Here is a 17285-nt window from a genome sequence, read left to right as displayed (position 1 = left end):
ACTAGGAGTCGCGGTCCGCGTTATACGACAGTTTTCTACAACCTCTGTTTACGCTGCATTAACGCTGTCGTGAGAGTCCTCTTAGGGTAGCAAGTATTTCTCAGGCCCAGGAGGCTGCATTGGATACTCAGAAACAATATTGTGAATCTATAAATTTGCCGGACGCGCTAAGCATTCGCAGTATGGCTGAAATACATTCCAAGCTTAGTGAAGAATTTTCTAGTAAGTATGAAATTTTTCTCAGCGTCCCCTCTGGTGCTGAAGCTGACCTGAGTTTCATTCAACTTATTGAAGCAGCGCGTCGCCAAGCATCAATTGATGGAAAGAGGTTCAATCTTTCTTCTCCCGTGACCGGCAATGTTCTGAAGGTACTTGAGCGCGCCGGTTTCATTGAATCCTTCGATCAAGAAGACTTAAAGTTCTGGTTGCACAAAGAGGTGACGTTATGAGTGCCAACATCCTGACGGTAGACGATTCCGCCAGCATCCGCCTGACCACAAAGGTTACGCTGACCAATGCCGGCTACAGCGTCACCGAAGCAGTCAACGGAGCGGAAGGCCTCGCGGCGGCAAAGAGCAACAGTTTCGATCTGATCGTGACCGATCTCAACATGCCTGTCATGGACGGGCTGACGATGATCGAGGAACTGCGCAAGCTGCCGGCGCAGGCAGGCGTCCCCATTATCTTTCTCACGACGGAATCGGACGCCGATCTCAAGGCCCGCGCCAAGGCCGCCGGTGCCACCGGCTGGCTGACAAAGCCATTCGACCCGGAAAATCTCGTAAAGATCGTCAAGAAGGTCTTAGGAAGATGAGCACGCTCGATCCCGTTGCCGTATTCCGCATGGAGGCTGCCGAATGCCTCGAAGCAATCGAGGCCGGTCTTCTCGACCTCACTCACCAACTCGACAATAAGGATCTCGTCGACGCGGTATTCCGCGGGCTTCACACGCTCAAGGGATCGGGCGCGATGTTCGGTTTCGAGGCGCTTGCGGCCTTTACTCATCATTGCGAAACCGCCTTCGACCGCGTCCGAAAGGGCGAGGTCGGGGCGACCAGCGAACTCGTCGCCGCCGTTCTCGCCGCCCAGGACCATATGCGTGCCCTCGTCGACCAGCCCGACGCCGATCACGGCGACACCGGGCATAAGCTTCTGGCACAGCTGCAGGCTGCGGTCGGCGCCAAGGCTGCGGCGCCCGCCACAGCGACAGCCGCCGTCGCAGCGCCCGTGCAAGAGGCGTCGGCGAAGAAGGCGAAGAACGGCTGGCGCATCCGCTTCAGCCTGCCGGCCAATTCGATGGCCAACGGCACTAATCCGCTCGGTCTGCTGGACGAACTGCGCGATCTCGGAGAATGCACCGTGCGCGCTGACACTTCGGCCATTCCGCCCCTCGACGAGCTTACTCCGACGGAACTCTACATTTCCTGGGATGTGACGCTGATGAGCGAGCAGGACCGTTCGGCGATCGACGACGTCTTCATCTTCGTGCTCGACGACATGGAACTCAGCATCGAGGAGATCGACGGCGCGGCAGCGGCAATGGCTGCTCCGGTCGAGGCAAAGCCGGCGCCTGCCGCTGCCGCCTCAGTATCATCACCGCCTGTCCCGGTGGTCCCCGTGCAGGAATTTCGTCCCGTCGAAGCGGTCCCCGTCAAGCGTGAGGCACCCGCCGCCAGCCAGGCGAAGGCTGCCGAAAACGTGCGCGTCCCGGCAGAGCGCTTGGACGAACTGATGGACCGCGTCGGTGAACTCGTCATCGCGCAATCGCGTCTCAGCCAGCTCGCCAGCGCCAGCACCGATATTGCATTACGATCCGTCTCGGAAGAAATCGAGCGTCTGTCCGGCGAATTGCGCGATACGATGATGGTGCTGCGCATGGTGCCCGTTGCGACCCTCTTTTCCCGCTTCCGCCGTCTCGTCCACGATCTTGCCCGCGAGACCGGCAAGGCGATCGAGCTGGTGATGGAGGGCGAGAGCACGGAGGTCGACAAAACGGTGATAGAGCGCCTGGCCGATCCGCTGGTGCACCTGGTGCGCAACTCGATCGATCACGGCCTCGAAGTGCCCGCCGACCGCCTTGCCGCCGGCAAGGCCAAAGCCGGCACGATAACACTTTCGGCCCGTCAGGCCGGTGGCGAGGTGATTATCTCGATCAAGGACGACGGCCGCGGCATCAATCGTGATCGGGTCCGCGCCAAGGCGGAATCCTCCGGCCTCATCCATCCGGGTCAACCGCTTTCGGACCCCGAGCTCTTGCAACTGATCTTTGCTCCCGGCTTTTCGACGGCCGCCGCGATCACCAATCTCTCCGGCCGCGGTGTCGGCATGGACGTGGTCAAGAAGACGGTTGAAGAACTTCGCGGTGCAATCGATATCGTCAGCATGCCCGGACAGGGTTCGGAAGTGTCGCTGCGCATTCCGCTGACGCTTGCCATTATCGACGGACTGCTGGTGCGTGTCGGCTCGGGCCGTTACGTCATCCCGCTTTCCGCTGTTGAGGAATGCCTCGAACTGTCGCTCGAGGAGGATCTGCGCTCGCGCGGCCGCAGCTTCATCTCGCTGCGCGACAGCCTGGTGCCGTTCCTGCGCCTGCGCGACCTTTTCCGCACCGGCACGAAACCCGACGTGCACCAGAAGGTTGTGGTAATTTCGACCGGCACGGAGCGCGTCGGCCTCGTCGTCGATCAGATCATCGGCGACCATCAGACGGTCATCAAGTCGATGTCGAAATTGCACAACGACGTGGCAACCTTTTCCGGCGCCACCATTCTCGGCGACGGCAGCGTCGCTCTCATTCTCGACGTCGGGCACCTGGTTGCCGCGGGTCAGCAACAGGAGGCGCAATTGCGGGCAGCAGGATGAATGCAACAGCAGCACTCGAACGCTTCGACAATCATTGGAGCTATGCCGAGGAAGTCGAGGTCCTGACTTTCGATCTCAATGGCGAGACCTTTGCGCTGGAGGCGGCCATCGTCCAGGAAATCCTGGACCTGCTTCCGGAGACGGCGGTGCCCGGAAGCCAACCCTTCGTCGCCAGCGTCATCAATTTTCGAGGCAAGGTCATTCCGCTCGCCGACCTGCGTCTCGCCTTCGGGATGGAGGCGGCTGAAGCGACGATCGACAGCCGCTTCATCGTCATCGAGATCGATCTGCAGGGCGAGCCGACGCTCGTCGGCCTCAGAACCGACAAGGTGAACGAGGTGACGACGCTCGCAAAAACCTCGAGCGAGGCACCACCGAGCGTCGGCATGCGCTGGCGCGCCGACTACATCAACTGCCTGGTGAAGAGGGGTGGCGAATTCATCATTCTCCCGAATCTGCAGGCGATTTTTTCATCCAGGCATGATGCGGCGGGAGCCGGCAACTGACGCAGATGGATTCAACTTGGGGTTAATGCCGATGCGACTGACAATCAAGACGAAGCTAGTGACCGCGTTCACCTTCATCATTCTTATGCTCCTGGGCACCGCCGCTTACGGTATCTTCAGCCTTGGATCGCTGAACGATACGATTGGCAATCTCCTTGCCGGCCCGGCAGCCCGCCTCGATCTTGCGCAGCAGATCAACATCGCGCAGCTCGAAGCCATCCGCCAGCAGAAGAACCTGCTCAACGCCCGTAGCGCCGATGAAGCGGCCGCGGCGATCGACAAGGGCAACCAGGCCCGCAAGGACTTCAGTGACGCCTTCAATCAAGTGCTGACGCTTGCCACGGAAGAAGGCAAGGCGCGCTGGGCTCGTATTGCCGAATTTTCGAAGTCATTCAACGCAGCTGACGATCAGATCCGTGACTATGTGAAGACCGGCAACACGGAAGGCGCGAACACCATCTCCATCACGACGGCGCGCGCTTCCGCCAACGGGATCGACTCGGCACTCGCCGAAATTCTGGCGCTTGAGAAGCAGCGCATGAAGGCCGCCGACGCCGGTGCCGACGCACAGTATGAGACGACACGCACGACGATGATCGCTGTCGCTGCCGTAGCACTACTGATTGCCGCGATGACCGCCTTCTGGATCGCCAGCACGATCAGCAAAGGCCTCGGCCGCGCCAACACCGTGGTTCGCGAAGTGTCTGAAGGCGACTTGACAAAAATGGCCGAAATCACCAGCCATGATGAAATCGGCGAGCTTCTCGGCAATGTCAACATCATGATCGAACGCCTGCGGGGCGTCGTCGCCGACGCGATCTCGGCCGCCGAAAATGTTTCATCCGGCAGCCAGGAGCTTTCGGCAAGTTCGGAACAGGTGTCGCAGGGCGCCACGGAGCAGGCCGCGTCCGCCGAGGAGGCCTCCGCTTCGATGGAGCAGATGGCCGCCAACATCAAGCAGAATGCCGACAACGCCGCCCAGACGGAGAAGATCGCTCGTCAATCCGCCAAGGATGCGGAAGCCAGCGGCGAAGCGGTAACGCGGGCTGTCGACGCCATGCGCACGATCGCCCAGAAGATCGGTATCGTGCAGGAGATCGCCCGTCAGACCGATCTGCTGGCCCTCAATGCCGCAGTCGAAGCAGCACGCGCCGGCGAACACGGCAAGGGTTTTGCGGTGGTCGCCTCGGAAGTGCGCAAGCTTGCTGAACGCAGCCAGTCGGCCGCAGCTGAAATCAGCTCAATGTCGAGCGATACCGTCAAGGCCGCCGCCGATGCCGGCGAGATGCTCGGCCGCCTAGTGCCTGATATCCGCAAGACGGCTGAACTCGTCTCCGAGATCAGCGCCGCCTGCCGTGAGCAGGATATCGGTGCAGCCCAGATCAATGAGGCGATCCAGCAGCTCGACAAGGTGACGCAGCAGAATGCCGGCGCCTCCGAACAGATGTCGGCAACTTCCGAGGAGCTCGCTTCCCAGGCGGAAGAACTGCAGACGTCGATCGCCTTCTTCAAGGTCGATACGACGGGCAGCACGCGGTCCGGCGCCCAGAAGAAGCCGGCGAACGGCTCAGCCAAGGTGGTCAAGGCCCCGGCCCACAAGTCTGCACCGCAGGCCCAAAGCCAGGGCCGCGGTCAGACGGTTTCGGCTCAGCAGCAGCGTCTCAAGGGCTTTGCTCTCGATATGTCGATGGGCGGTCCGGACGCCAGTGACGACGATTTTCGGGAAAGCGCGTAGGCGCTTCCTGGGGACGCGCATAGCGTTTCCCCGGCGAGGCACCTGGGCGCCTTCGCCCTCATCGGATATCTCGGGCCGCGCCGGTGGCCCGAGGCGGAATATCCCCAACGCGTGTAGGCGTTGGCGCTGTGACCGATAGATGTCCGGCTGCCGGGAAGTGAATGTAGTCGCTTTCCCTCTTTCAGACACATCACTCTGAAGTTCGGCGTTCCCTGGACTGGAACGTCTCTCTATCCAATCGTTTTGCGCATAGAACGGGGTATCACATGCGTTTCACCATCAAACTGAAATTGGGTCTCGCTTTCGGGATCATGACGCTGCTGCTGATCGGCATTGCAGTTTATGGAAGCCTCAGCCTCGGCACTTTGAACGAGGCGAGCGGCAACATGATCGACGGCCCCATGCGCCGGCTGGAACTGGCGCTGAACGCCAACATCGCCGAAGTTAACGCCATTCGGGCTCAGAAGAACGCGCTGCTTTCCACTGATCCCGACACCGCCGCCGATTTCTACAAAGAGGCCGATCAGAATCTACAGGCCATGTTCGACGCTGTCGACGCCGGCTTGGCCATCGCCTCTCCGGAAGGCAAGCCACATTGGGAGAGGCTGCGGAGTGTTGGCGGGAAATTCCGCGAGAAATCCGCCGAGCTGCAGCAACTCGATGTCAGGGGGGACAAGGCAGGCGCGCTGGCGCTTTCACTTGGCGATCTCCGGGCGATGACCGGCGACATGGGCGACGCGATTGCCGCCCTTACCGAGATTCAGCGCAAAGGTATGCAAGCGACCAATCAATCGAACACCGATCTTTACAACTCGACCAAGCTCATCCTCACCACGGCATCCGGGCTCGCCGTGCTCGTGGCGCTCGGCGCCGCATTGTGGATCACGCTCGGCATCAACAACGGTCTGAGGAAGATCATGAGCGTCGCAAACGCCGTCGCAATCGGCGATCTCAATCAGAAGGTCGACGTCAGGACCAATGACGAAATCAAGGATCTCATCGATACGGTCAACACCATGACCGCCAATCTGCGCGCGACCGCCGCCCTTGCCGACCAGATCGCCATGGGCGACCTGACCACCGATGCCAAGCCTCTCTCGGACAAGGACACGCTCGGGATTGCGATGCAGAGCATGATCGCCAATCTGAGGACCACGGCGGGGATTGCCAACCAGATCGCCAATGGCGATCTCACCGTGTCTCCGAAGCCGCTTTCCGACAAGGATGCACTGGGCCTTGCGCTGGAGCAGATGGTCGAGCGATTGCGCGGTGTGGTTGCGGACGCGATTTCGGCCGCCGAGAACGTCTCCTCCGGCAGCCAGCAGCTCTCGGCAAGTTCCGAGCAGGTGTCGCAGGGCGCGACCGAGCAGGCGGCTTCGGCCGAAGAAGCTTCCGCCTCGATGGAGGAGATGGCCTCCAACATCAAGCAGAATGCCGACAACGCCGCCCAGACGGAGAAGATCGCTCGTCAATCCGCCAAGGATGCGGAAGCCAGCGGCGAAGCGGTAACGCGGGCTGTCGACGCCATGCGCACGATCGCCCAGAAGATCGGCATCGTGCAGGAGATCGCCCGTCAGACCGACCTCTTGGCTCTCAACGCTGCCGTCGAAGCCGCACGCGCCGGCGAGCATGGTAAAGGTTTTGCCGTGGTGGCCTCGGAAGTGCGCAAGCTTGCCGAACGCAGCCAGTCGGCCGCTGCCGAAATCAGCGCCATGTCAGGCGACACCGTGACAGCCGCCCAGGAAGCCGGCGAAATGCTGGGGCGCCTGGTGCCTGATATCCGCAAGACGGCGGAACTCGTTTCCGAGATCAGTGCCGCCTGCCGTGAGCAGGATATCGGTGCAGCCCAGATCAATGAGGCGATCCAGCAGCTCGACAAGGTGACGCAGCAGAATGCCGGCGCCTCCGAACAGATGTCGGCAACCTCCGAGGAGCTCGCCGCTCAGGCGGAAGAATTACAAACGTCTATCGCCTTCTTCAAAGTCGACAATGCGGGTGCACGCCGTGATCGGGTGCCGGCTGCAAAACCCGCTGCCCGTAGTCGGGCTCAGGCCGCTCCCCGCAAAACGGCCGGCACTGCGCAGGTGAATACGGTTGCCAGCCAGCAGGCCCGCGTGAAGGGTTTTGCCCTCGATATGTCGATGGGCGGCCCGGACGCCGGTGACGATGAATTCAGGGAGAGCGCCTAGGCGCCTCTCGGGGAAAGCCCATGAGCTCTATCTCCCTTCACAACTGTCATGGGCCGGTCGGTACGGCCCGTGACAAAGACTTTCGACGCCGGGGGAGCACACGGAAGTCCATTGATGGCCGGCGTGGGGTTGTCGCCGGACGGAATTTTCCTTGCTGCATGACGCCGCGCCACCTGGGCCATATTTTGCTTCGCTCTCCGAGAGGAATATTGAGATGCGTATCACGATCAAACTTAAACTCGCAGCCGCCTTCGGCTTTGTCATCCTCTTGCTGGTGGGCAGCGCGGTCTATGGAATCCTGAGCCTCAGTTCACTGAACGACGCCATCGGCAACCTTATTTCCGGTCCCGCAAAAAGGCTGGAACTGGCTCTGGAAGCACAAACTGCCGAGCTCAATGCCGTCCGCTGGCAGAAGAACGCGCTTCTGGAAACAGATTCTGAAATCGTCAAAAAGAACTACCAGAATGCGGCGAAAAGCGTGGATGAAATGCTCAGCTTCGCGACAAGCGGCCTACAGATCGCAACTGTCGAAGGTAAGCCGCTCTGGGATAGGCTGATCGAACTGGCCAAGCGCTTCGATGAGGGCTCCAACAAAGTCGCCTCCATCCAGCAAAGCGGCGACAGAGCAGGGGCCGCGGCACTTTCCTCGGGCGAGGTTCGTGCCCTCGTCGGGGAAATGGAAGATGTTTTCGGGAGACTCGTTGCACTTCAGCAAAAGTCGATGGCGCAAGCCGATAGCGATACCGATGCTCTTTATAACTCAACGAAGAACATGTTGATCGGTATCGCAATCGGGGCTTCCTTCATCGCTTTCTGCGCTGCGCTTTGGATCGCGCTCGGTGTCAACAGCGGCCTGCGCAAGATCATGAACGTTGCGAGCGCCGTCGCCATCGGCGACCTGAACCAGAAGGTCGAAATCAAGAGCAATGACGAGATCAGGGATCTGGTGAACACCATCAACGTGATGACGGAGAATCTCCGCAAGACGGCGGAGATCGCCACGCAGATTGCAAGCGGCGATCTCACAGTGTCTCCGAAGCCGCTCTCCGACAAGGATGCGCTGGGCCTCGCCCTGGAACAGATGGTCGAGCGGTTGCGCGGCGTCGTCGCGGACGCGATTTCGGCCGCCGAGAACGTCTCGTCCGGCAGCCAAGAGCTTTCGGCAAGCTCCGAACAGGTGTCGCAGGGTGCCAGCGAACAGGCAGCCTCCGCCGAAGAGGCTTCCGCCTCGATGGAGGAGATGGCCGCCAATATCAAGCAGAACGCCGACAATGCCGACCAGACAGAAAAGATCGCTCGCCAGTCGGCCAAGGATGCGGAGATGAGCGGCGAAGCCGTTTCGCGCGCCGTGCAGGCGATGCGGACCATCGCCGACAAGATCAGCATCGTCCAGGAAATCGCCCGGCAGACCGACCTGCTGGCGCTGAACGCCGCCGTCGAAGCCGCACGCGCCGGCGAACACGGCAAGGGCTTTGCCGTTGTCGCCTCCGAGGTGCGCAAGCTTGCTGAGCGCAGCCAGTCGGCGGCGGCCGAAATCAGCTCTATGTCGGGCGATACGGTCAAGGCCGCCCAGGAAGCCGGCGACATGCTCGGCCGCCTGGTGCCCGACATACGTAAGACTGCGGAGCTGGTTTCCGAAATCAGCGCCGCCTGCCGCGAACAGGACGTCGGTGCGGCCCAGATCAATGAAGCGATCCAACAGCTCGACAAGGTGACGCAGCAGAACGCCGGTGCCTCCGAGCAGATGTCTGCGACCTCCGAGGAACTTGCCTCCCAGGCCGAGGAACTGCAGGCCTCGATCGCCTTCTTCAAGGTCGATGCGGCCGGCAACCGCCAGTCCCGCACGCCGGCCGCCAGAATGACGGTCCGCAGTCCGGCTCAGGGCTCCGTCCGCAAGCCTGCCGCAAAGAAACCGGCCAACAGCGTTGCCGGTCAACAGGCGCGGGTGAAAGGTTTCGCTCTCGATCTCTCCATGGGCGGCCCCGATGATGGGGACGCTGAATTCAAGGAAAGCGCATGATCATGGCCACCACATCTCTGGAAGCGCAATTCGTGACCTTCAGCCTCGGCGACGAGATTTTCGCCGTGCCGGTTGAGGTCGTACGGGAAATCCTCGACTATGCGGAAGCCTTCAAAATTCCGAACGGTCCCGACTATCTGCTCGGCCTGCGCGACGTGCGCGGGCAAGGTGTGCCGACCATCGATCTTCGATTGAAGCTCGGCATGACCAAGACCGTGCCGACGCCGCACACACGGGTGCTGGTCCTCGACGTACCGATGGAGAGTCGGCTCCTGACGCTGGGCCTCGTCGCCGACCGCGTCTTCGAGGTCACGCCGTTCCGGCGCGACCAGATCGAGGCGGCGCCCGACATCGGCGTGCGCTGGCGCTCGGACTATATTGCCGGCATCGTTCGCCGTGAAAACGGCTTCGTCGTCATCATCGATCTTGCACGGCTCTTGTCGCGCGAGGATGCTTCTGCACTGCAATCGGCGGCCTGACCGCGCGTCAACCCGGAGAAACGCGTTCCATGAGTATGCCAGCAGCGGTCGAAACCCAATTGCCCGGCGACCGGATCAGCAAGCGCAATTTCGACAAGCTTGCCCGGTTCATTTACGATTATAGCGGCATCAAGATGCCGCCGACAAAGCTGACGATGCTTGAAGGGCGGCTGAGACGCCGCCTTCGCGCGACCAACCACTCGACCTTCGACGATTACTGCGACTTCCTGTTCAATAACGATGGCCTCGCCCAAGAAACCGTATACCTGATCGATGTGGTGACGACGAACAAGACCGACTTCTTCCGCGAAGCAAAGCATTTCGACTATCTGCAGAGCGTCGCGCTGCCGGCGATCGTCAATAGCGGCGTGCGGACCATCCGCGCCTGGAGCTCGGCTTGCTCGACGGGAGCAGAACCCTACACGATGGCGATGGTGCTGGCCGAGTTCACCGAAGGCCGCAACGATGTCTCCTACAGCGTGCTGGCGACCGACCTTTCCACAGACGTGTTGCAGACCGCGCGCCGGGGCATCTATCCGGAAGATCTGATTGCGCCCGTGCCGCGCGACCTACAGCGCAAATATGTGCTGACAGCCAAGCAGCCCAATCAGCGGGAAGTGCGCATCACGCCGAAGCTGCGCAGCAAGATTGGCTTTGCCCGCATGAATCTCATGGATGAAAAATATCCGATCGGCGACTCGATGAACGTCATCTTCTGCCGCAACGTGCTCATCTATTTCGACAAGCAGACTCAAGCGGGCGTGCTCAGCCGTCTCTGTGATTGCCTGGCGAAGGGCGGTTATATGTTCATCGGTCATTCCGAATCGATCACCGGCTTCGACCTGCCGCTGAAGCAGGTCTCGAATACGGTGTTTCAGCGTATCTAGAGGCATTCATGCGCAAGAAAATCCGGGTTCTCATCATCGACGATTCCGCCAGCGTCCGGCAGACGCTGGCTCATGTGCTGGAGCAGGATCCTGATATCGAGATCATGGCAGTGGCGTCCGATCCTTTCGTGGCGGCGCGGAGGCTGCAAGAGGAGATTCCCGACGTTATCACGCTCGACGTGGAGATGCCGCGCATGGACGGCATCACCTTCCTGCGCAAACTGATGTCGCAGCGGCCGATCCCTGTGGTGATGTGTTCGTCGCTGACGGAAGCGGGCTCGGAAACGCTGATCCAGGCGCTGGAGGCCGGCGCCGTCGACGTCATTCTGAAATCGAAGATCGGCGCCGCCGACGGTCTTGCCGATGATGCGATGCGCATTCGCGAAGTCGTCAAGAGCGCCTCGCACGCGCGACTTTCCAACGTGCGTCGCGCCGCCGGAGCCATTCGTTCCGCTTCCGCCGAGGGACCGGCCAAGAAGCTGACGGCCGATGCCATGCTGCCGCCGCCGACGGGCCGCGCCATGGCGAAGACGACGGAGATGGTCGTCTGCGTCGGCGCCTCCACTGGCGGCACCGAGGCACTGCGCGAATTCCTGGAGGAACTGCCGGCCAATGCGCCCGGCATGGTCATCGTCCAGCATATGCCGGAAAAATTCACTGCCGCCTTCGCCAAACGCCTGAACGGGCTCTGCGAGGTCGAGGTCAAGGAAGCCGTTGACGGCGATCCGGTGCTGCGCGGTCATGTGCTGATCGCGCCCGGCGACAGGCACATGCTGCTCGAGCGCCAGGGTGCGCGCTATCATGTGAGCGTGAAGACCGGGCCGCTGGTGTCGCGCCACCGGCCTTCCGTCGATGTGCTCTTCCGTTCGGCGGCGCGTTCGGCCGGCTCCAACGCCATGGGGATCATCATGACGGGTATGGGCGACGACGGTGCGCGCGGCATGCTGGAGATGCATGACGCCGGCGCCTATACGGTGGCTCAGGACGAGGCGAGTTCGGTTGTCTTCGGCATGCCGAAGGAGGCGATTGCCAGGGGCGGAGTCGATCGCATTCTGCCGCTCGATCAGATCGCCCGCGAAGTCCTGATAACCCAACAGAAGTTCTGAGGCCGGTCCAGTTCCAATGGCAAATAAGGCCGACGCTTTTCAGACCTGCGGGCAGCCATGCGTGCCTCCCCTTGAAATTTCCGCGATTTTGTGGTCTTGAGGCCGCCAATCTTTGCAGCGCTGCCTGTCATGCATGTTCAGGGACATTTCCCGCCCCTGGCAGCGCGCGTCCCGTATCAGTCCCAAGGAAATGCGCCGATGGCCCGTTCAGCTCTTCTCAATGTCATGGTTCAGGCTGCTCTCAAGGCAGGAAAATCGCTGGGGCGTGATTTCGGCGAAGTGCAGAACCTGCAGGTTTCGGTGAAGGGACCGGGCGATTTCGTTTCCGCCGCTGACCGCAAGGCCGAGAAGATCGTCAGGGAAGAGCTGATGAAGGCGCGTCCGACCTATGGCTTCCTCGGCGAGGAAAGCGAAGAGATCAAGGGCACCGACGGCGCGCATCGGTGGATCGTCGACCCGCTCGACGGCACGACGAACTTCCTGCACGGCATCCCGGCCTTCGCTGTCTCAATCGCGCTCGAGCGCAATGGCGAGATCGTTGCCGCCGTCGTCTTCAATCCGGCGACTGACGAACTTTATACTGCCGAGCGCGGCGGCGGCGCCTTCCTCAATGACCGGCGGCTGCGCGTCGCTGCGCGCCGCGTGTTGTCGGATTGCGTCATCGGCTGCGGTGTGCCCGCGCTCGGCAAGCGCAATCATGGCAAGTTCCTGGTCGAGCTGCGCCACGTGATGGGCGAAGTGGCGGGCATCCGCCGCCTGGGCGCGCCGACCCTCGACCTCGCCCATGTCGCCGCCGGACGTTTCGATGGCTTCTGGGAGGCGGAGCTTGCGCCCTGGGACATGGCAGCCGGTATCCTGCTCATCCGCGAAGCCGGCGGCTTCGCCACCGATTGGGATGGCGGAACGGCCATTCTGGAGGGCGGTGCGATCGTCGCCGGCAACGAACATATCCATAAGGCGCTGATCGAGGTCATCAAGCGGCCGATTCCCGCCAAGTGAGCGCATGAAAAACCGGCTGTTGTAAAGTCACGGTTTTCGCCCCGGCATACTTCAATTCGGCACAATGTTGCTCTAGTCTCCGCCAGCAATGAGTTCGGAGGCTGCTGAACCTATGGAAAATGTGAATGTGGCGGAGATCGGCTCCACCGAAAAGACGGCCGGCGGTTATACCTACAGGCTCTCGAGCCCCATGCCCTTCCTCTGGACGATGCTGCTTTTCCTCGTCATCGTCGGGTTCATTGCCGCGATCCTCTTTCGGCAGACGCAGACCGCCTTCATGCACAATCCGGGCCTCAACGGCCTGATCCTCGGCGTTCTCGCAGTCGGAATCGTTCTTGTTTTTAATCACGTTCTGGCGCTTCGCCCCGAAGTGCGCTGGTTCAATTCCTTCCGCGCTGCCGGCAGCGCGGATAAGGTCAACCGTAACCCGCGGCTGCTTGCGCCGATGCGGGCGCTGATCGGCAGCCGCAAGAGCTCGGTGGCGCTGTCGACGACCGCGCTGCGTTCGATTCTTGATTCGATCGCCACCCGCCTCGACGAATCGCGTGACGTTTCGCGCTACCTGATCGGCCTCTTGGTCTTCCTCGGCCTGCTCGGCACGTTCTGGGGTCTCATCGGCACGATCGGTTCGATCAGCGTCGTCATCCAGTCGCTCGATCCCGGCTCGAACGGCACGGGAGACGTGCTCTCGGCGTTGAAGGAGGGACTTTCCATGCCGCTTTCCGGCATGGGGCAGGCCTTCTCGTCGTCGCTGCTGGGCCTCTCCGGTTCGCTCATTCTCGGCTTCCTCGACCTTCAGGCCGGTCGCGCGCAGAATCGCTTCTATACGGAGCTGGAAAACTGGCTCTCCTCGGTCACCGATGTCGGCTCCGATCTTGCGCCGGCGCTCGACGCCGTTGCCGGGTCTTCCTCGGACGACATGCGCGCACTCTCCGAGTATCTGCGCAAAGTCTCCGAAGAAGGCGGCGTCGGCAACCAGCGCTCTGTCGCTGCCATGGCAAGCCTTGCCGAAGGCATTCAGGGTCTGGTCAAGAATATGCGCAACGAGCAGCAGATGCTGCGTGACTGGATCGAGGCACAGCAGGACGAGGCGAAAGCCATGCGCCGCACGCTCGACCGGCTGGCCGAGCGCATCGGCCTGCAGGAGCGGGGCGGCGAGCGGGCCGAGCGCCTGCGCGAGCGCACGAGCCATGCAGAAAAGAGCGAGGGCAAGTAAGCCATGGCACTTGCCCGCAGCCGCCGCCGCGAACGCACGGTGGATTACTGGCCGGGCTTCGTCGATGCGTTGTCGACGCTGCTCATTTCGATCATGTTCCTGCTGACGGTCTTCGTCGTTGGGCAGTTCATCCTAAGCCGCGAAATCACCGGGCGTGACGAGGTGCTCAATCGCCTCAATAGCCAGATCAACGAGCTGACGCAGCTTCTGGCGCTCGAAAAGGGCAGCAACCAGGATCTCCAGGATGCGGTCGCCAATTTGCAGGCTTCGCTCGCGACGGCCGAAGGCGACCGCTCGCGGCTTCAGGCGCTGCTGAACGCCGGTACGGGCGGCCAGGATGCGGCGCAGAAACGAATTGGCGCGATGACGCAGGAGCTCGACGAGCAGAAGCAGGTGAGCGAACGGGCGCTGAGCCAGGTCGAACTCTTGAATCAGCAGATCGCCGCGCTCCGCAGCCAGATCGCCGCGGTCGAAGCGGCGCTGCAGGCATCCGAGGAGAAGGACCGGGTCTCGCAGACCAAGATCGCCGATCTTGGCAGCCGCCTCAACGTGGCGCTGGCGGCGCGCGTGCAGGAACTGAACCGTTATCGGTCCGACTTCTTCGGCCGGTTGCGTGAAATCCTGTCAGATCGCGAGAATATCCGCATCGTCGGCGACCGGTTCGTCTTCCAGTCGGAAGTGCTGTTTCCCTCGGGCGGCGCCGATCTCAATCCGGACGGGCAGACGGAGATGGCGAAGCTCGCCGCCGCTCTTCTCGATCTCGCCAAGGAAATTCCCCCGGAGATCAACTGGGTGCTGCGTGTCGACGGCCATACCGACAATGTGCCGCTCGCCGGGACCGGCCGCTATCGCGACAACTGGGAACTCTCCTCAGAGCGCGCGATTTCAGTCGTCAAGTTCCTGATCGGCCAGGGCGTGCCGGCCGACCGGCTGGTTGCCGCCGGCTTCGGAGAGTTCCAGCCGATCGCGCCGGGCGATACGCCGGATGCGCGCGCCACCAACCGGCGCATCGAGCTGAAGCTGACCGAGAAATGACCAACCTGGCGAGGCTTGGCGCACCTGCTCTAGATGTGAGCGGTTCAGGTTTTCACGGAAGCGCTGAACCGCTCTAAACTTTTGTTTTACGCAATTCAGGACGGAAAACCGCTTCGCACTTTTCCTGGAATTGCTTCCAGCCGGCTGGCGAGGAAGTCGCGCACGGCGGGACTGTCGCTGAGACCAATCGCCGTCATATAGGCATCGGCCGCCGCGATATTGTCGCCGGCGTGCGCCAGAAGAAAGGCGCGAACGGCCCAGTAGGGCTGATAGGCCACGACGTCACGCGGATCGAGTGTGTCGAGCCGCTCCAGGCCGGCGGCCGCGCTCACCGCCCTGCCGATCACCGCTGCCTGGCCGACACGTGCGCCGAGCGTCGGCTTCATTGTCACGAGTGCGGCGTAGAGCGTCGTCAGCGCCTGCCAGTCGGTCGCTCCCGAAAACCGCCGCGCCGCATGCACGGACTGGATCGCTGCCTGGCACTGAAACGGACCGAAACAGTCGAAACCTCCGGCCCTGTGCAGCAGCACATCCGCTTCCGCAATCATGATCGCATTCCAGGCCGCCGTATCCTGCTCGTCCAGCGGTACATATCGGCCGTTGCCGTCGCGCCGGGCACTGCGGCGGGCTTCGCAATGAAGCATGAGGGAAAGGAGGCCGATCGCTTCCGGTTCGTCGGGCAATACCGTGAGAAGCGCGCGGCCGAGCCAGATGGCCTCGCCGGCGAGTGAATGGCGCTCCTCCTCACCGTCGAGGCCGTCCCAGCCGAGGCCGTAGGCGGCGTAGATCGCTGAGAGAACGGCGGCGAGGCGCCCCGATAGAGCGGGGCCGGGGGGAATGGCGAAGGGAATGCCGGCTTCGCGGATCTTCACCTTGGCCCGCACCAGCCGCTGGCTCATCGCTTCCGGTGACACGACGAAGCTCCGGGCGATGGTTTTCGCCTCGATGCCGAGAACCGTCTGCAGCATCAGCGCCGTATGCACCGACCTATCGATGGCGGGATGGGTGCAGGCGAAAAGCAGTTTCAGCCGCTCATCGGGAAAGACGGATTTTCCGGCCTCGTTCATGCGTTCCTCCGCTTCCTCGAAGGCAAGCGATATCGTCGCCCGTGCGTTGGCTTGGACGGAGCGGTGGCGGGCCGCCTGCATGAGGTTGCGGCGTGCGGCGACCATCAGCCAGGCTTCAGGATTATCGGGGACGCCGCGTTCCGGCCAGACGCGCAGGGCCGCAGCCAGCGCTTCCGACAACGCGTCTTCCGCTGCCGGCACGTCGCGCGAGCGGGCGGCGAGAAAGGCGACCAGCTTGCCGTAGGATTGACGCGCCACCTGTTCGGCGGCGCGTCCGGCATCGGGCGGCATCGCGGCCTCACATCTGCAGGCGCGGGCGCACTTCGACCGAGCCCTTGTCGGAGATCGGGACGCGCGTCGCCCATTCGAGGGCGGTGTCGATATCGGGGACCTCAATCAGGTAAAAACCGCCGAGCTGTTCCTTGACCTCCGGATAGGGGCCGTCTTGAACGTCGTGATTCTCGCCCTTGCGCCGCACGATCGTGCCGGTCTCAGGGCTCGTCAACCCGGCGCCGGCGATCACGATTCCTGCCTGGCCGATCGCCTTGATGTAGGCCATCCAGCCGTCGCGATAGACGGGATCACCGCGCCGGGCGAAATCTTCTGGGGCTTCGCGAATGATAAGGACATATTGCATGGAAAACTCCTGATCTCATTGTTGGCGTTAATCCAGGCGTCCGGATGTCGGAGAAGGATATCCCGAAAGCCGTGACGCCGGCGGAGCGGCTCAGCCGTTCCGAGACAATGAGGCGCAGCCAAAGGTCATTTCGACACGGGTTTCAAATAATATGCGAAAAAGTGAATGGCGCCTAAGCTCACAAGCAAACAGGCCGGGCTCGAAGGCGCCGGTTTGCTCGCGGATGCGGAAAGACAGAGCGGCGTTCAAGCCGCTGCTGCCGCCTTGATCAGGCTTCGGCCTTGGTCTGGTCTACGACGTCGGCGCCAGGCGAGTTCTTCTTGATGGATTCGATGGCGTTCAGAGCAGACGCCTTCGCTTTGTAGCCTTCGGAACTGAACATGGTTTCGCCGTTCGATGCTTTGAATCGGAAACGGAATTCGCCTGATTTATCCTTGTAGACTTCGAATTTATACATTGATGTCTCCCGAAACGCTGAATTCCAACCCTCAGCATGGCGAAGGCTAGACCAAAATGGTGAGCTTTTCCACCACCTTAATTAGAAATC

At 61.8% G+C, this 17285-nt stretch carries 16 protein-coding genes; 13 read left to right on the top strand and 3 right to left on the bottom strand.

Annotation, left to right across the window (positions count from 1 at the left end):
* Positions 1–119: 119 nt before the first annotated feature.
* The 13 genes from B5E41_RS21715 to B5E41_RS21655 all read left to right on the top strand — a co-directional run bounded on the left by B5E41_RS21715 (position 120) and on the right by B5E41_RS21655 (position 15034).
* Positions 120–449, top strand: coding sequence for an STAS domain-containing protein (locus B5E41_RS21715; protein ID WP_088395997.1), 330 nt, complete (start codon positions 120–122; stop codon positions 447–449).
* The gene (locus tag B5E41_RS21710; RefSeq protein WP_011426744.1) at positions 446–814 is read left to right on the top strand and encodes a response regulator; all 369 of its coding nucleotides are present in this window, start codon (positions 446–448) and stop codon (positions 812–814) included. The genes B5E41_RS21715 and B5E41_RS21710 overlap by 4 nt, the downstream gene beginning before the upstream one ends.
* A complete protein-coding gene (locus tag B5E41_RS21705; protein WP_088395996.1) occupies positions 811–2862 on the top strand; it encodes a chemotaxis protein CheA in 2052 nt (683 codons plus the stop codon). Before B5E41_RS21710 ends, B5E41_RS21705 begins: the two co-directional genes overlap by 4 nt.
* Positions 2859–3368, top strand: a complete 510-nt coding sequence (locus B5E41_RS21700; protein WP_020922227.1) for a chemotaxis protein CheW — start codon at positions 2859–2861, stop codon at positions 3366–3368. The genes B5E41_RS21705 and B5E41_RS21700 overlap by 4 nt, the downstream gene beginning before the upstream one ends.
* Positions 3369–3399: 31 nt before the next feature.
* A complete protein-coding gene (locus B5E41_RS21695) occupies positions 3400–5103 on the top strand; it encodes a methyl-accepting chemotaxis protein (protein WP_088396031.1) in 1704 nt (567 codons plus the stop codon).
* A gap of 266 nt (positions 5104–5369) precedes the next feature.
* Positions 5370–7292, top strand: coding sequence for a methyl-accepting chemotaxis protein (locus tag B5E41_RS21690; RefSeq protein ID WP_088395995.1), 1923 nt, complete (start codon positions 5370–5372; stop codon positions 7290–7292).
* Positions 7293–7506: 214 nt separating this feature from the next.
* A complete protein-coding gene (locus B5E41_RS21685) occupies positions 7507–9312 on the top strand; it encodes a methyl-accepting chemotaxis protein (protein WP_088395994.1) in 1806 nt (601 codons plus the stop codon).
* Positions 9309–9791, top strand: coding sequence for a chemotaxis protein CheW (locus B5E41_RS21680; RefSeq protein WP_176439457.1), 483 nt, complete (start codon positions 9309–9311; stop codon positions 9789–9791). Before B5E41_RS21685 ends, B5E41_RS21680 begins: the two co-directional genes overlap by 4 nt.
* Positions 9792–9820: 29 nt before the next feature.
* The gene (locus B5E41_RS21675) at positions 9821–10678 is read left to right on the top strand and encodes a CheR family methyltransferase (protein WP_088395993.1); all 858 of its coding nucleotides are present in this window, start codon (positions 9821–9823) and stop codon (positions 10676–10678) included.
* Positions 10679–10686: 8 nt separating this feature from the next.
* Positions 10687–11784 carry a protein-glutamate methylesterase/protein-glutamine glutaminase gene (locus B5E41_RS21670; RefSeq protein WP_088395992.1) on the top strand — a complete coding sequence of 366 codons (1098 nt, stop codon included), beginning with the start codon at positions 10687–10689 and terminating at the stop codon, positions 11782–11784.
* 198 nt (positions 11785–11982) lie between these two features.
* Entirely contained in the window at positions 11983–12783 is an 801-nt protein-coding gene (locus B5E41_RS21665; protein WP_088395991.1) for an inositol monophosphatase family protein, read from the top strand.
* A gap of 112 nt (positions 12784–12895) precedes the next feature.
* Positions 12896–13999, top strand: coding sequence for a flagellar motor protein MotA (locus B5E41_RS21660; protein ID WP_088395990.1), 1104 nt, complete (start codon positions 12896–12898; stop codon positions 13997–13999).
* A gap of 3 nt (positions 14000–14002) precedes the next feature.
* A complete protein-coding gene (locus B5E41_RS21655) occupies positions 14003–15034 on the top strand; it encodes a peptidoglycan -binding protein (RefSeq protein WP_088395989.1) in 1032 nt (343 codons plus the stop codon).
* A gap of 95 nt (positions 15035–15129) precedes the next feature.
* Here B5E41_RS21655 and B5E41_RS21650 read toward each other — a convergent pair whose 3' ends face one another.
* The 3 genes from B5E41_RS21650 to B5E41_RS21640 all read right to left on the bottom strand — a co-directional run bounded on the left by B5E41_RS21650 (position 15130) and on the right by B5E41_RS21640 (position 17195).
* Positions 15130–16392, bottom strand: a complete 1263-nt coding sequence (locus tag B5E41_RS21650; RefSeq protein WP_088395988.1) for an RNA polymerase sigma factor — start codon at positions 16390–16392, stop codon at positions 15130–15132.
* A gap of 7 nt (positions 16393–16399) precedes the next feature.
* The gene (locus tag B5E41_RS21645; protein ID WP_088395987.1) at positions 16400–16738 is read right to left on the bottom strand and encodes a YciI family protein; all 339 of its coding nucleotides are present in this window, start codon (positions 16736–16738) and stop codon (positions 16400–16402) included.
* 268 nt (positions 16739–17006) lie between these two features.
* On the bottom strand, positions 17007–17195 hold the full coding sequence (locus B5E41_RS21640; protein ID WP_088395986.1) for a YegP family protein: 189 nt from the start codon (positions 17193–17195) through the stop codon (positions 17007–17009).
* Positions 17196–17285 lie beyond the last annotated feature (90 nt).

Origin of the sequence: Rhizobium esperanzae (assembly GCF_002204185.1) — a bacterium.
GTDB lineage: Bacteria > Pseudomonadota > Alphaproteobacteria > Rhizobiales > Rhizobiaceae > Rhizobium > Rhizobium esperanzae.
Note: the sequence above shows the minus strand (reverse complement) of the source record. Positions and strands in the feature narration are given on the sequence as shown.